Raw genomic sequence first — 13,473 nt, 5'->3', positions numbered from 1 at the left:
TAATAAATCTTTAGAATGAAAACAAGCAAAGATATTGATAATATTCCAGTAATAACATCAAAAATCATATCAATCATATCTATCATACCAGACCTAGTTCATTCATAATACCAATAGCCTTTAATGCGCTCTTTTCCTTATCCCGAATCTCCAGCATTATGTCAAGGTCAAAATCCCTGACCTCTTCAAGAAAATCCCGAAAAAGCGCAACATCTATGGATGTTGCATGCTTTCCTTTCCTTGCACCTTCCTGCTGGCAGCTGTAGTCGATCATTGGTATGCCATCCCCTTTACACCATGTTGCAGAGGCACTTCCCACAGCACTGAAAAAGTCTTCAGCATTGTTGAGACATTCGTGGTGAAAGCTATCAAAAATAACAGGCACCCCGCATAGTTCATTTATCAGGAGACAATCCCTGAGGCTGTAGAGCCGGTCATCGTTCTCGACAACAAGCCTTTTCCTCAGAGTCTCATCGAGGGACTCATATCTTTCAACAAACCGCCCAACTGCCCGTTTCCGGTCCTTGTAGACACCCCCGGCATGAATCTGTATCTTTGCACTTCTACCAAGCCCCATGGAATCCAGAAGTTTGCAGTGGTATTCAAGTTCTGAGATAGACCTTTGAGTGACATCCATATCAGGAGAGTTAAGAAGTATGAACTGGTCCGGATGCATGGAGATCCTCATGCCATTAGTAATTATGAACCGGCCGATTTCCAGTAGCTTTGAACTGAAATAATCTGCCCAGTCGAAATCACATATTGGGTGTGAAGCAAAGGGAACAGTATCAGAACTTATCCTGAAGAACAAAAGATTGTTCCTGAGATTATATTTCAGTATCCTCTGCATGCAATCCAGATTGTTGGCTACCGTGTTGATCAATTTCTCTTCAGAATATGAAGAAAGCCTGAATTTCCTGTTTGCAGCACAACCAATGCCCCGGTTAATACAGGGATAACCCAATTTCATAGACAAGTCACTCCGGAAAAAATCCCCACTTAAATTGGGTTTCTGAGTGATTTAATTCTTTTGATGTATAGAAACAAACAAACAAACAAACAAACAAACAAACAAACTATATGAGAAAAGATCAATTAAAGGCGATTATAATTCCAAAGTCAGATCCAGGGACTAAAAAATGATAAGAAAATTCACCTCCCTTTTCCCTTTGTGGGCAATCATCTTCGCAATAGTAGCCTTTATGCACCCTGATGTTTTTTCCCCCTATAAGGATGCAATAACCCCATTACTCGGGGTCGTGATGTTTGGTATGGGAGTTACCCTCTCAGCAGAGGACTTCCTACTTGTGCTCAAAAGGCCGGGTGCAATTGTACTTGGAACTGCCATGCAGTATATACTGATGCCATTTATTGCATTTCTCCTATCATATATACTTCACCTTCCCACTGAGATCATGGCAGGGCTGGTACTGCTGGGTTGCTGCCCGGGAGGGACTGCTTCAAACGTCATCTGCTATCTTGCAAAAGGTGACGTGGCTCTTTCAATAACGCTTACATCCGTATCCACAGTAATGGCATTTATCCTGACTCCCACACTTACATGGCTCTACATTGGACAAGCAGTACCTGTCGAGGTTGGAAGCATGATGATGAGCATTGCAAAGATAGTGCTCATCCCGGTGGCACTTGGAATCATCATAAACACACTTTTCGACAGGCATATTGAAAGATTCAAACATGCATTTCCTGCACTATCCGTAGCTGCCATAGCATTTATCATTGCCATAATAATTGCCCTGAACAATGATAATATTCTCACTGCGGGAAAAATGGTGATAATCGCGGTGGCCCTTCACAATGGTTTTGGATTTGCCAGTGGGTATTTCCTTTCAAAAGCGATAGGGCTTGATGACAAAGATGCCAGAACATTGGCAATAGAAGTGGGCATGCAGAACTCAGGATTAAGTGTCGCACTTGCTGTAAAGTATTTCTCACCCCTGGCTGCCCTGCCTGGCGCTTTATTCAGCATCTGGCACAATATAATGGGCTCTGCGCTGGCTGCATACTGGTCATCTGGTAAAGACAAAACTGACATAGAGATGCTAACTGATGCTACCCAAAAACGATGGTGATCTGTTAAAGGCAGTTATTTTGATATGGATGGTGTGCTAGTGGATACCATGTCCTATCATGCACAGTCTGTTAATAGACAGATCACGTCAAAGCTGCTGATTAATTCCACTCACAGCCCCGTTTTATTAGAAGTAGTATTTATACCACACATGGACACGTATAAGATTTATGAGACGCAGTGCTAATATTTCCAGACCGTAAACAAGTATAAAAAATTCTATTGGAATTTTGAAACATAAAACAAGAAGAATAATAAAAGAGAGATGCGCCGACCGGGATTTGAACCCGGGTTTATGGCTTGGAAGGCCACAGTCATAGCCGCTAGACCATCAGCGCACTTGCATTCCCTAACTTGCATTTTTAGAATATAACCTTTTCGCCTAAATTAACTGACATGTGAAAAAGTATTGCGACAGATACAATACAGAGATTATTCGGTTATAAAATATATGTGCTGCGAAGTTCTTTGATCTGATCCCTTAGCGCCGCTGCCCTCTCAAATTCCAGATTTGCAGCCGCAGAGTGCATCTCTGCCTCAAGGTCAATGATCATATCAGCAAGTTCCATGTCGGAAAGATCCTCTGCAACCTCAAGAACCTCGGACTTAACTTCCTCATATTCTGCCTCTACAAGCTCTTTCTGTAAAGCCTTCCTGATGGTCTGCGGGATTATGTTATGCTCCTTGTTATACGCAATTTGCATCTCACGCCTACGACTGGATTCCTTTAGTGCGCCTGCCATTGAGCCAGTCATATTGTCAGCATACAGTATTACATAACCTTCCGCATTCCTGGATGCCCTACCGATCGTCTGTATGAGTGACCTCTCAGAACGCAGGAATCCCTCCTTGTCCGCATCGAGGATCGCAACAAACGCAACCTCAGGAATGTCAAGACCTTCCCTCAAAAGGTTGATGCCGACAAGAACATCGAACTCGCCTTTCCTTAAGTCCCGGATGATCTCCGCCCGCATCAGAGTGTCAATGTCCGAATGCATGTACCGCACCCGTACCCCCATTTCCAGCAAGTAGTCGGTCAGGTCTTCAGCCATTCGTTTGGTAAGGGTTGTCACAAGAGTGCGCCAGCCGCGTTCTGTGACCTTGTTGACCTCACCGATAAGATCATCGATCTGGTTCTCCACAGGGCGCACGAATACTTCAGGGTCCACAAGACCTGTCGGCCTGATTATCTGCTCCACGACTGCACTGCTGAGCTCAAGCTCATAGTCTGCAGGAGTGGCTGACACGTATATCGCCTGGTTTATCTTCTGGTGGAACTCATTGTACCTCAAAGGTCTATTATCAAAAGCAGAAGGTAAACGGAAACCATAGTTGACCAGGGATTCCTTCCTGGCCCGGTCCCCATTATGCATCCCCCTTATCTGCGGGATGGTCACATGGGATTCATCGATCACCAGAAGAAAATCGTCAGGGAAGAACTCAAGCAGAGAGGACGGTGGATCCCCCGGGCTCCTACCATCGAAATGACGGGAATAGTTCTCGATACCACTGCAGTATCCCAGTTCACGGATCATCTCCATATCGAATTTCGTACGCTGCAACAGCCTCTGAGCTTCAAGTATGCGGTTCTCAGACTCAAGCTTTGCGACCTGGTCCTCAAGCTCTTTCTCAATAGAGTCCAGCGCATGCACCATCTCTTCCTGAGGCATGACAAAATGCTTTGCAGGATAGATGACAATACTGTTATCCTCTTTCACAACCCCGAGCGTCTTACCGGTCAGAGGATCAAAGGAAGATATCCGGTCGATCTCATCCCCGAACAGCTCTATACGGATACCATGGGTTTCCTGTGCAGGGAACACCTCCACAGTATCCCCTTTGGAACGGAATGTACCTTTGGCATAGTCCATTTCGTTGCGCTCATACTGTATATTGATAAGACGTGCAAACAGGTCACTCCTTTCGATCTGTTCACCAGGCCTCAAAATTACAGACATCGACCTCCATTCTTCCGGAGAACCGATGTTGTAAATACTGGAAACACTGGAAATAACAATAACATCCCTGCGTTCTATCAGGGACTTTGTGGCTGAAAGCCTCAACCTGTCGATCTCCTCATTCACAGAGGAATCCTTTTCGATGTAGGTATCAGTGGTAGGAAGATAAGCCTCAGGTTGATAGTAATCATAATAACTGACAAAGTATTCCACAGCATTATCAGGGAAGAACTCCCGGAACTCCGAGAACAACTGAGCTGCAAGGGTCTTGTTATGAGCAATTACAAGCGTAGGCTTCTGCACTTTCTGAATTACATTTGCAACTGTGAATGTCTTACCGGACCCGGTCACACCCAACAATACCTGATGTTTTAACCCCTTGTCCAAACCTTCCACCAGCTTCCTGATAGCTTCTGGCTGGTCTCCTTTTGGATCATATTCAGATACAAGCTTAAAACTGCTCATCACTCTGTGAATATGTATGTGAATATCTATAAACGTATGTATGCGACACTTTGAACCTATTCACAATACAACAGAATCTGAACACGCAATTACATGTCTACAACATTTAGCCACAGCACCCATATGCAAAAACAAAGAGATCCCAATGATAATTAACATAAAAACAAATAGATGATCATCATTTTCTGATCTCATAGAAAACAATTAAAGTAGGTCAATGAAATTCATAACCTTTGCATCTGCCAAGCAGGAGCATACCCTTGTTGTGTTGCCTGGGCAGCAACCTCTTCCCGGTCACCGATATAGAAATATTCACGCTGTGTGCGGTTACCACGACGTTCCAGAAGGTTCTTGCGATACATACGGGAGAGATAGGTAGAAACTGTGCTTAACTTGATCTCACCATAAACACGTTCATAGTTCTCCTGGATCTGTTGTGAAGTGGACCAATCGCGAGGATGCTCGTACTTCAGGAAAAGCTCAAGCCTTTCGTTGATCGTAAGCTTTGAATTACTGACCTTGTCGCGAAGTGGCGCGTTAGGAACAGCATTGTTGTTAACCTGTGGAACCTGTTGTTCTGTCATAGCAGCCTGAACCGGACGAATGGGAGCGATGTTACCAGAAGATACATTCGCTTGCTGTGGTTGTACAGGTTGTTGATAGCAAACCGGCTGGTTCACCACAGGATTCACACCCGGATTTACTGTTTGCTGGTTCACAGGCAAATAGTACTGTGGATACTGTTGAGCTTGTTGTACCGGCATCTGCACAGGCTGATAATAAGGCTGTGCTTGTTGTGGAACAGGCATCACAGATACAGGATAATAGTGTGGTGCCACAACCTGTGGAGGTTGTGAAACAATCGTTTTCGGAGTTGTCGCGGAAGTTTGTTGTGAAAAAAGTTGCTGAACTTTCTGTTCAGATTGCAGATTGGAGGATGAAGAACCGGTCGAACGAGGTTGTACCTCATCTAAAGTATCAATAAACTTGATAACCCGTTCTTTCACATTCTCACCAGCAAATTCAATACTGGTGTTCTCTTTTCCTTCGTCATCGATTATTTCGATCCGAATCTTCATCTTCTACGCCTCTGCAGCGGATCCATCCATCCCCTCAGATCGGTGGATTCACAAACCATTCATCCCCTCAGATAATGGCTCAGCTTTTATGTGAATACAGTTTCATGAAATCGATTTGTACCGTGATAGTACAATTGATTTGAACTGCAATATATCCATTATACTTAATGATATATAAAAGTTAGCATTAAAATATAAGTCATTATCTGTATTATACTAAATTAAAGCTTTTAAAACACTTATTTTTAATAAAAAGCACATAAAAACGCTTTAAAAAATACCCAAATTACGTGTCTAAAAACAAGAAAATCCGAAATCACAACGTATTATAGTTAAGACTCCAGTGGAAGTAAAGGGGTTTGTTTTCATATACTTTTTACTGTGATTATCTACCTAAAAACAAAATAAAAAGTTATAAAGCCATCATAATATAAAATAAAGATAATTACTCATATTTAACTGCATAAAATGTATAGAATATTCTTAAATTAAAAATAAGGTCTTAAAAGAAAAGGAAAATTGATCCAGACTTAATCCAGAAACGATCCAAACACCTGCCGCACAAACCATTATTGCCCCAGTCAGTTGCTTTTATATTACATGATGTTTATAAGAACGAAACATGACCGACGTAAGTGCAGGATCATCAACGGGAAATGATGTACCGGACATGAATTCCGACAAAGTAACCCGCGAAGCAGAAGAAGTTGAAGACATGGACGTCCAGTCGATACTCAACGAGAATGAGGTCCTGAAGGTCCAGAACGAAACTATGAAAGCAAAGCTCCTTGAAGCCAACATGATGGCTAACAAGTATCTTTCAGAAATAGAGAAACTGAAGGAGCAATTGGACCACCTCACCACACCACCACTGTTCATTGCCAGTGTCATGGAAGTGGATGACGACATGGTGCTTCTGAGGCAGCATGGCAACAACCAGGAGGTTATGACAAGAGTGCCACCTGGAATGGAAGGCATTATTGAGCCAGGCATGCGCGTGAGCATTAATGCAGCATTTTCCATCATATCCACGATCAGTAAGGCAGCAGACGTACGTGCCCAGGTCATGGAACTTATCAATTCACCAGGCATCGACTATGATATGATCGGCGGCCTTGACGATGTTCTCAAGGAAGTCATCGAATCAGTTGAACTTCCGCTGACCGAACCGGAACTTTTCGAGAACATAGGAATAGAACCACCAAGCGGAGTTCTCATGTACGGAAACCCGGGAACAGGTAAGACACTGATAGCAAAGGCAGTTGCATCAAGAGCAAATGCTACATTCATCCGCATGTCAGGTTCAGACCTTGTACAGAAGTTCATCGGAGAGGGCGCAAGACTTGTCAAGGATGTGTTCCAGCTGGCAAGGGAGAAGTCCCCGTCAATACTGTTCATCGATGAGATCGATGCAGTCGGAGGTATGCGTACCCACGACGGTACAACCGGCTCTGCAGAAGTGAACCGAACAATGTTGCAACTCCTGGCAGAGATGGACGGATTCGACCCCAGTGGTAATGTAAAGATAATTGCAGCAACCAACAGGATCGACCTGCTTGACCCGGCACTCCTGCGCCCTGGAAGGTTCGACCGTATAATCGAAGTACCACTTCCGGACGAGAAAGCAAGGGAAGAGATCCTGAAGATCCACACAAGGAAAATGACCCTCGAAAAAGACCTCGATCTCGCCAAGATCGCAAACATGACGGACGGCCTTAGTGGTGCTGACCTGAATGTGATAGTCAAGGAAGCAGGCATGTTCGTCCTGAGAAGAAGAGGCGACATGATAACCATGAAAGACCTCATGGATGCATTCGAAAAGGTCGTATCGGAAGAAGAAGTGAATGCACCATTCGGAATGTTCGTTTAAAACGAACTTCCAACTACTTTTTTAGACGATAAGTATAAATATAATTGGTTGCTTTTAGGGGGTGCTGAAAAGCGCGAAACCGTGTGCTCCGATAGTGTAGCACGGCCAATCATGCAGGACTCTCACTCCTGCGACTGGGGTTCGAATCCCCATCGGAGCACTTGTCTACCCTCTTCTAACGTGATTTTGTACATACACAAATACACATATTTTACACAAAACGGACATTTTGCCGTTAGATATCCCCCAGTCCAAGTACACGTTTTATCACAATTGTACACAAAAAGAACAACACAAATATTCTTTTAGAAGTCGACCTATCAAACCGGCCGGTGATAGTATTTGGATTATTTAAAAGAGTTCGCTATTGATTGCGATATTAGAGGATTTCACAAACACACAACAACAACATATGCAAGCCATCTAAAAGATTTCCTTGAGATAATAGATGACCCTATTTCTATAGATCAGAGCGAATTACGAGCGCATCTTGCCGCACTGCAGAAGAGAAACTACAAAGCAAGTACATACAACTCATATTATGCAGCATTGAACACGTTCTACGATTTCTTAATATTTGAAAAACTGATAAGGAAGAACCCTATACCGGAATTCAGGAAAAGATATCTAAGCCACGTGATGAAGATCTCCCAGGGAGAAAAGAGACAGATCATTTCAGTGCAGGACATGAAGGATCTTTTACACCAGGCCAATGATCTTCAGGAACGAGCTCTAATAACAACACTAGCAAAGACCGGACTTAGAAGAGGGGAACTTCTGGACCTTCAGGCCAAGGACATTGACCTAGATAAACAAGAGATCAGACTGAAGGACAAAGCGAAGAGATCCAGAACAGTTGTATTCATGGATGAGGAACTAAGCAAAATCATGGAAGAGCATTTGTCCTGGAGAGAATGCAATGCACAATCACACTGGTTGTGGATATCTTCAAGAGGTGGGAGGATCCACAAAGATGATCCAGGAAGGATTATAGCCAAAAATGCATTGGCACTGGGTCTGCATCAGCACGGAGGCCCACTTGAACAACGACTAACCTGTCATTGTTTCAGGCACTTTTTTACAACAGAATTATTCAGAGCTGGCATGGATCCCCAATATATCAAATGGTTGAGAGGAGACTCCCTGCAGAAAGAAGCCTGGCAGATCTACAACCACATAGATCCGGAACATGTAAGAGAAGAATACGAGAAATGTATTCCGAAATTATTCCTGTAATACATACACGACTGTGGTCTTGTTCCAAGACACGATGCAACGATGCTCTGCGCTTTCAAGGATAGGGTATGGTGGAGCTGGTCAAAGAACAACAATACAGAGTAACACGAATGAAGAATTCATCGTTGTTCCGGATCTTCCTGCAGCTGCAAGATCAGGATCCTGGCCAATTTTAAAAACAGCATCAACAGAGATAGTGACATTTCAGTAATGAAAAAAGACATTTTTTCGAGTAACACGAATGTGAATAAAGACAGCCAAGACAGCCGGGTCGGACATAGCCGACGCCGGCAGGGAGGTTGATCATATTTTATGGACATCGTCATCGATATGAGCAGTAGCAGCAGCTACACGAGAGATAAATCCGGATTGTTCCAGGGCTTTAACCCGACCCAGTCTCTGGACCTTATCACGATATCGCAGGAAGGCCTTATTTTTAATTCCCAAGGAATCCAGATATGAAACCAATTCACCATGAGAGTTAAAGGCAAGATCTTTAGAGTCTGGATCCTGACGGACAAGATCAGCGGCTGCAATTTCGTTAATACGAACTTGTAAGAACTTTTCAGGTAATGTATCAGACATAGTTAACACCTCGAAACTAAGCGAATATACCAAACAAAAGAGTAGTAGAGGAAAGCAATTGAGAATAGACTTAGAAGGATAGAGACAAACCCTTCAGTAGAACGAACAAAAGCTAAGAGAGGACAAGCCAAAGAAGAGATTAAGACAATATAAAGAAAAGAAAGAAAAAGAACTTTAGACATTAAGTTTCACCTCATCGAATGCTTCAGATAAATCTTGAGACCACCAAGAAGGAAGATCATTTTCTATCCAGCCGTGGAAGTGGGGAGAGAATACATAGGAAAGCCTTTTGGAATCAAAGCCTTTGGAGACTCTACGATCAAACATTTTTTGAACAGGATTAATAACGGCCTGGAATTCGGAACGCTCAAAGGTTCTGGATACTTCATCATAGCGTTTAAAGAACATATTGATATAACCAAACCTGAAAGAGTCCAGGGAGACAATAGCAGTATTCTGGATAGTCATCAAGAGAGTTATACGCCTCTGACCCATGACAGCAAGGAAACGAGCCCACTGTTTAGCATCAGCGGACCTGGAAGACTTAGCATTAACATCATCATTAAGACCGGAATCATCCTTTACCAATACAGCACCTTTTGGAACATCATCGACATTATTAACGATCTCCACCCAATCCGGCAGGAGATGCATTTTAGTCCTGGGGAACTTGTGAAAATATACAGGCCTATCGGGATTTTCTTCATGAATTATATCAACCATGCGCATTATTAGACCGGTTTTACCCTGGCGAATGGATCCAAACGCCAGATATGAACCGTAGCCATAGCAAAGATCATGCAGGAAGTCAGACAGCGACATTTTCAACCTCAGAAAGTTGTTGTTCAGTTTTAGGATCATATCGATCTTCAAGGACAGAATCAAGGCCCTGGCCGGAATTAAGTTCAGGCTCAGACATGATCTTATCAAAATTATCCCAATGAACATTCAGACGTTCAGATACACCAGCTTCTACCCTGGCAGAAAAGGCAGCCCTAAGATCTGAATTTGTCCGGATCTCCTCTTCGAGCATTTTCCGAAGTTTCAGGAAAGACAGTTTTGATCGGAAGAATTCCAGATTTGAGAACTCAGTGAACCAGGGAGTTTTAATGGTCCATTCTTCAAAGTCCAGAGAATCACACACAGCTACTTGAGTACCCTCAATGGTTGTGATATAGTAGAAATCCGAGCCTGTACGCTTGAACCGTTCCAGCATATGATCAGGTATAGCATACAGGGCGAAATAGTCAGCATCGTCCTCACCATCAGCTACATGCATACTCATGACAAGAGTTCGAGGAACTTTTGTAACATGGATCACAAACCAAGCAAGAGGAATAGACGAAACAACAAGACCAGCGAAGAACCAGAAAGAAAAGAGTTTCCAGAGTACAAAAAGAGCAACGGCTCCAAGAATACCGATAAATAGCTTTTTCAGAGCATCTTTAAAGTCATGATAGAACTGGGAAGCAGTCACAGTAATGCTTTTTTGTTCCACGACCTCATATTCCTGATCAGTTTCAATTTCTGGCATTAAATGACCTCCTGAATCTCATGTTCTAAATGATGTTTCCAGAACTTCCAGAAAAGGAACACAAAGACAACAGCAGCAACGACACCACCAGCAAAGGACTGAGCAGATTTAAGCCACATCTCTTTTTTAGTGATCTCAGCTTCAGGAGAGGAATAAACAGTTTCCTCATCAATGGCCTTGTGCATGATCTTGACATTTTGCCATTCATATTTTTCAGGACCTACGAGAACAACGATCTTCCGGATCTTCTTGACTCCTTCAGGAACCATGAAGTTTTCCACAGCCACAAATGATGTCTGACCTTCCATGACGTGAGGATCTTCCAGGGAATTAACATAGATCGAAATCTTATAATCCTGAAGATCTTCAGAATAAATATAGAAATCAATATCATTGTAGAGGATATTATCAGAACTTCTCAATGCCGGATGTATCGGATTATTCAGATATGATGAAATGACCTGGACATCAGATCGACCTTTGTCCTGGAACACATCAGGTTCTGTCATGTTCTCAGATTGCACTGATCTATTTAGATCCACGTCCTCCAACGCACTCACTGGCATAGAATACAGGACCACAGAGAGTAAAAGAAACGCAATACCCAACACAATATACCGCTTTTGATACTGCATTCAATACCTCCGTTTATTACCCCTGTCACGAAGAAGGGTATCTTTTATCATACTTGCACCTACAGCACCAATCAAGATAACACCAAATTGAACAGCCACACCAGCGAGATTAAAACCACCAATGACGGTATCAGTAGTACTGCTTAATACATCAGTTAAAAAAACAGAAGGAAGAAAACTGGCAACAAGTACCAGGACAATTCCACCTAACAATTTGAATTTTGGTATTCTCATTTTCCACCTCAAATATATTTATCCAAATAACCCTCGATAGATGTCGCATTATCTATTATCCAATCCATCCCAGGAATCCTGCGAATAATTGCTTCAGTAAGTGCTTCAGTACCATCCCACAGATTACTCAAAAGACTGGCATTATAGTTCCATTGATAATCTGCCATCCAATCAAACAGCGGATCAAGGCCCTCTGCTATGAAGTAGTCGTTAATAGTGTCCATCACAACATTTTCAATCTGGTCCTTAGTCTGACCCACAAAATCATAAGTCGAATCGATCTTGTCCTGGATGAATGTCCAGATATCGTTCATAGTAGGAACAGCATAATCAATCATCATTTGCACATTGCCTTTAATTTCATCCCAGATACCAGACAAATCTGGAACATATGACATTACACGATCCTTCAGGCCTTCCCAAATATCATCCATGGAAGGAATCAGACCTTTGATAGCATCCATAACATTATTGAATCCATTTTTAACAGAATCGATTATGGACCCGAAGAAATTGCTGAATATATCAATCATTGATTCAAAACGATCCTGAATCGTATCCCCAGTATAGACATAAGAAGTTGTAAGAGATAATATCAGGAACAGACCAACGACCACCGCTATTATAGGCAGAAGATAAGGTGCAATCGTAGCATAAGCAACATTAAAAAAAGAAAAATTGGTGACACTCATAATATCACCGCTTAATATAGTCGTACATGTCCTGGAACACATTTCCAAAGTTGTCAAAAACCCATTGTGCAAGATAGCGAGTATCGAACTCAGTAGGTTTAAAGCTGTCCGGGTTCAGTAGTGTTCCTGTGGTAAGCGTCCATGATTCCAAAGACTGGTAAGTACCGCCTACGTGCTCAGTGACATACTGGAAGATGGTATCTATCGAAGATATGAAAACATTGAGAATTGCATTCATGATAGTGGCTATGAACCAATAGAAACCATTGATGATCCAAGCCATTGATAAATACAGACCCCATCCTGCATACTGAAATGCACCGAACGGAATGAAGAAGATCGCAAATGCAAGAACAAACGCCAAGAGACCTCTCAACTTCCATGACATCTGAGTCCAGCTACCAGATACAGCACCTGCAGTATTTTCAGTAGCTCTTGCAATTCCTGAGACAATACGACCACCACGATTGATAGTGGACCTACCTGCATACCCATACCCAGAAGCTTCAAAGTATTTCTTCTTGGAATAATGTTCACCGGCACCATAGGCATACTTTCCAGCTCTCGAAACTGACTGACCAGCATTTGAAGCATATGACCCAGCTCTCGAAACTGACTGACCAGCATTTGAAGCATATGACCCAGCTCTCGAACCAGCATTCCAAGCAGATCTACCAGCACCAGAAGCAGCTGATCCAGCTTTAGAACCATAGTTCGAAGCAGTATCACGAGCTTTTTTTATCCTCTTACCTCGCTTAGTACGATAGTCAATCCATTTACCCATACTTTACACCCCAAAAAAAGGAAAAGTACGGTCACTGCACCGGACTTCTAAAATCAGTCAATAGCAGGTTGGAAAGCATCACAAGTGCAAGGATACAGACACCAGCAAGAGCAAACATGGCATAGTAATTGCCCGCAAGTGCAGGTTCCCATACCATAGCTGAAAAGCTTGTTTGGATATCGGCCCAAAGGCCAGTAATGCCTGCAGTTGATCCGGACACAAGTGCTCCGAGCTTGGATGTGTAATTGGTCAATGCATAGATTGCAATTGCTGCAATAGCAAACAGTACCAAAAGAATACTGATCATGA

General features: G+C 42.8%; 15 protein-coding genes and 2 tRNA genes. 5 read left to right on the top strand and 12 right to left on the bottom strand.

Translation table 11 applies throughout. The features are described from left to right. Window positions 1–82: 82 nt before the first annotated feature. Window positions 83–970: a UV DNA damage repair endonuclease UvsE gene (gene uvsE / locus LI82_RS04835; protein ID WP_048193777.1), complete on the bottom strand. Its 888-nt coding sequence runs from the start codon at window positions 968–970 to the stop codon at window positions 83–85. 169 nt (window positions 971–1,139) lie between these two features. Between uvsE and LI82_RS04830 the strand changes: the two genes are divergently transcribed. Beyond that, complete coding sequence (locus LI82_RS04830) at window positions 1,140–2,093, top strand: bile acid:sodium symporter family protein (protein WP_048193776.1); 954 nt, start codon at window positions 1,140–1,142, stop codon at window positions 2,091–2,093. Between the two features lie 265 nt (window positions 2,094–2,358). Here LI82_RS04830 and LI82_RS04825 read toward each other — a convergent pair. The 3 genes from LI82_RS04825 to LI82_RS12410 all read right to left on the bottom strand — a co-directional run bounded on the left by LI82_RS04825 (window position 2,359) and on the right by LI82_RS12410 (window position 5,594). Continuing rightward, window positions 2,359–2,430: transfer RNA gene (locus LI82_RS04825), tRNA-Gly, on the bottom strand. Window positions 2,431–2,532: 102 nt separating this feature from the next. Further along, complete coding sequence (uvrB, locus tag LI82_RS04820) at window positions 2,533–4,515, bottom strand: excinuclease ABC subunit UvrB (protein WP_048193775.1); 1,983 nt, start codon at window positions 4,513–4,515, stop codon at window positions 2,533–2,535. A gap of 224 nt (window positions 4,516–4,739) precedes the next feature. Continuing rightward, window positions 4,740–5,594 carry a BlaI/MecI/CopY family transcriptional regulator gene (locus LI82_RS12410; RefSeq protein ID WP_052402728.1) on the bottom strand — a complete coding sequence of 285 codons (855 nt, stop codon included), beginning with the start codon at window positions 5,592–5,594 and terminating at the stop codon, window positions 4,740–4,742. 670 nt (window positions 5,595–6,264) lie between these two features. On the opposite strand from LI82_RS12410, the gene LI82_RS04810 reads away from it, so the two are divergent. The 4 genes from LI82_RS04810 (at window position 6,265) to LI82_RS13045 (ending at window position 8,911) form a co-directional block, all read left to right on the top strand. Further along, window positions 6,265–7,464: a proteasome-activating nucleotidase gene (locus LI82_RS04810; protein WP_048193874.1), complete on the top strand. Its 1,200-nt coding sequence runs from the start codon at window positions 6,265–6,267 to the stop codon at window positions 7,462–7,464. An 85-nt stretch (window positions 7,465–7,549) separates the two neighbouring features. Continuing rightward, window positions 7,550–7,624: transfer RNA gene (locus LI82_RS04805), tRNA-Glu, on the top strand. Between the two features lie 182 nt (window positions 7,625–7,806). Beyond that, window positions 7,807–8,700 (top strand): tyrosine-type recombinase/integrase, encoded by an 894-nt coding sequence (locus LI82_RS04800; protein ID WP_052402726.1) that lies wholly within the window; start codon window positions 7,807–7,809, stop codon window positions 8,698–8,700. A 34-nt stretch (window positions 8,701–8,734) separates the two neighbouring features. Then, entirely contained in the window at window positions 8,735–8,911 is a 177-nt protein-coding gene (locus LI82_RS13045; protein ID WP_160174944.1) for a hypothetical protein, read from the top strand. A 92-nt stretch (window positions 8,912–9,003) separates the two neighbouring features. Here LI82_RS13045 and LI82_RS04795 read toward each other — a convergent pair whose 3' ends face one another. The 8 genes from LI82_RS04795 to LI82_RS04760 form a co-directional block, all read right to left on the bottom strand. Beyond that, window positions 9,004–9,285 (bottom strand): hypothetical protein, encoded by a 282-nt coding sequence (locus LI82_RS04795; protein WP_048193773.1) that lies wholly within the window; start codon window positions 9,283–9,285, stop codon window positions 9,004–9,006. Window positions 9,286–9,459: 174 nt separating this feature from the next. After that, a complete protein-coding gene (locus LI82_RS04790) occupies window positions 9,460–10,107 on the bottom strand; it encodes a hypothetical protein (RefSeq protein ID WP_048193772.1) in 648 nt (215 codons plus the stop codon). Next, window positions 10,094–10,819 (bottom strand): ATP synthase subunit I, encoded by a 726-nt coding sequence (locus LI82_RS04785; protein WP_048193771.1) that lies wholly within the window; start codon window positions 10,817–10,819, stop codon window positions 10,094–10,096. Before LI82_RS04785 ends, LI82_RS04790 begins: the two co-directional genes overlap by 14 nt. After that, on the bottom strand, window positions 10,819–11,361 hold the full coding sequence (locus LI82_RS04780) for a hypothetical protein (protein ID WP_135607278.1): 543 nt from the start codon (window positions 11,359–11,361) through the stop codon (window positions 10,819–10,821). The genes LI82_RS04785 and LI82_RS04780 overlap by 1 nt, the downstream gene beginning before the upstream one ends. Window positions 11,362–11,454: 93 nt before the next feature. Continuing rightward, complete coding sequence (locus LI82_RS04775; RefSeq protein ID WP_048193769.1) at window positions 11,455–11,688, bottom strand: hypothetical protein; 234 nt, start codon at window positions 11,686–11,688, stop codon at window positions 11,455–11,457. An 8-nt stretch (window positions 11,689–11,696) separates the two neighbouring features. Beyond that, complete coding sequence (locus LI82_RS04770) at window positions 11,697–12,380, bottom strand: hypothetical protein (protein WP_048193768.1); 684 nt, start codon at window positions 12,378–12,380, stop codon at window positions 11,697–11,699. A 4-nt stretch (window positions 12,381–12,384) separates the two neighbouring features. Next, complete coding sequence (locus tag LI82_RS04765) at window positions 12,385–13,164, bottom strand: hypothetical protein (RefSeq protein ID WP_048193767.1); 780 nt, start codon at window positions 13,162–13,164, stop codon at window positions 12,385–12,387. Between the two features lie 31 nt (window positions 13,165–13,195). Beyond that, on the bottom strand, window positions 13,196–13,471 hold the full coding sequence (locus LI82_RS04760; RefSeq protein ID WP_048193766.1) for a hypothetical protein: 276 nt from the start codon (window positions 13,469–13,471) through the stop codon (window positions 13,196–13,198). Window positions 13,472–13,473: the final 2 nt, after the last annotated feature.

Origin of the sequence: Methanococcoides methylutens, from assembly GCF_000765475.1 — an archaeon.
Lineage (GTDB): Archaea > Halobacteriota > Methanosarcinia > Methanosarcinales > Methanosarcinaceae > Methanococcoides > Methanococcoides methylutens.
The sequence above is the reverse complement of the archived record's forward strand: the minus strand, read 5'-3'. Positions and strand labels throughout refer to the sequence as shown.

Coding starts and splice junctions, on each gene's coding strand:
- LI82_RS04790 (WP_048193772.1), bottom strand. CDS start 10,107: ATGTCGCTGTCTGACTTCCTGCATGATCTTTGCTATGGCTACGGTTCA.
- LI82_RS13045 (WP_160174944.1), top strand. CDS start 8,735: ATGCAACGATGCTCTGCGCTTTCAAGGATAGGGTATGGTGGAGCTGGT.
- LI82_RS04785 (WP_048193771.1), bottom strand. CDS start 10,819: ATGCCAGAAATTGAAACTGATCAGGAATATGAGGTCGTGGAACAAAAA.
- uvrB (WP_048193775.1), bottom strand. CDS start 4,515: ATGAGCAGTTTTAAGCTTGTATCTGAATATGATCCAAAAGGAGACCAG.
- LI82_RS04775 (WP_048193769.1), bottom strand. CDS start 11,688: ATGAGAATACCAAAATTCAAATTGTTAGGTGGAATTGTCCTGGTACTT.
- LI82_RS04770 (WP_048193768.1), bottom strand. CDS start 12,380: ATGAGTGTCACCAATTTTTCTTTTTTTAATGTTGCTTATGCTACGATT.
- LI82_RS04765 (WP_048193767.1), bottom strand. CDS start 13,164: ATGGGTAAATGGATTGACTATCGTACTAAGCGAGGTAAGAGGATAAAA.
- LI82_RS04795 (WP_048193773.1), bottom strand. CDS start 9,285: ATGTCTGATACATTACCTGAAAAGTTCTTACAAGTTCGTATTAACGAA.
- LI82_RS04830 (WP_048193776.1), top strand. CDS start 1,140: ATGATAAGAAAATTCACCTCCCTTTTCCCTTTGTGGGCAATCATCTTC.
- uvsE (WP_048193777.1), bottom strand. CDS start 970: ATGAAATTGGGTTATCCCTGTATTAACCGGGGCATTGGTTGTGCTGCA.
- LI82_RS04760 (WP_048193766.1), bottom strand. CDS start 13,471: ATGATCAGTATTCTTTTGGTACTGTTTGCTATTGCAGCAATTGCAATC.
- LI82_RS12410 (WP_052402728.1), bottom strand. CDS start 5,594: ATGAAGATTCGGATCGAAATAATCGATGACGAAGGAAAAGAGAACACC.
- LI82_RS04810 (WP_048193874.1), top strand. CDS start 6,265: ATGAATTCCGACAAAGTAACCCGCGAAGCAGAAGAAGTTGAAGACATG.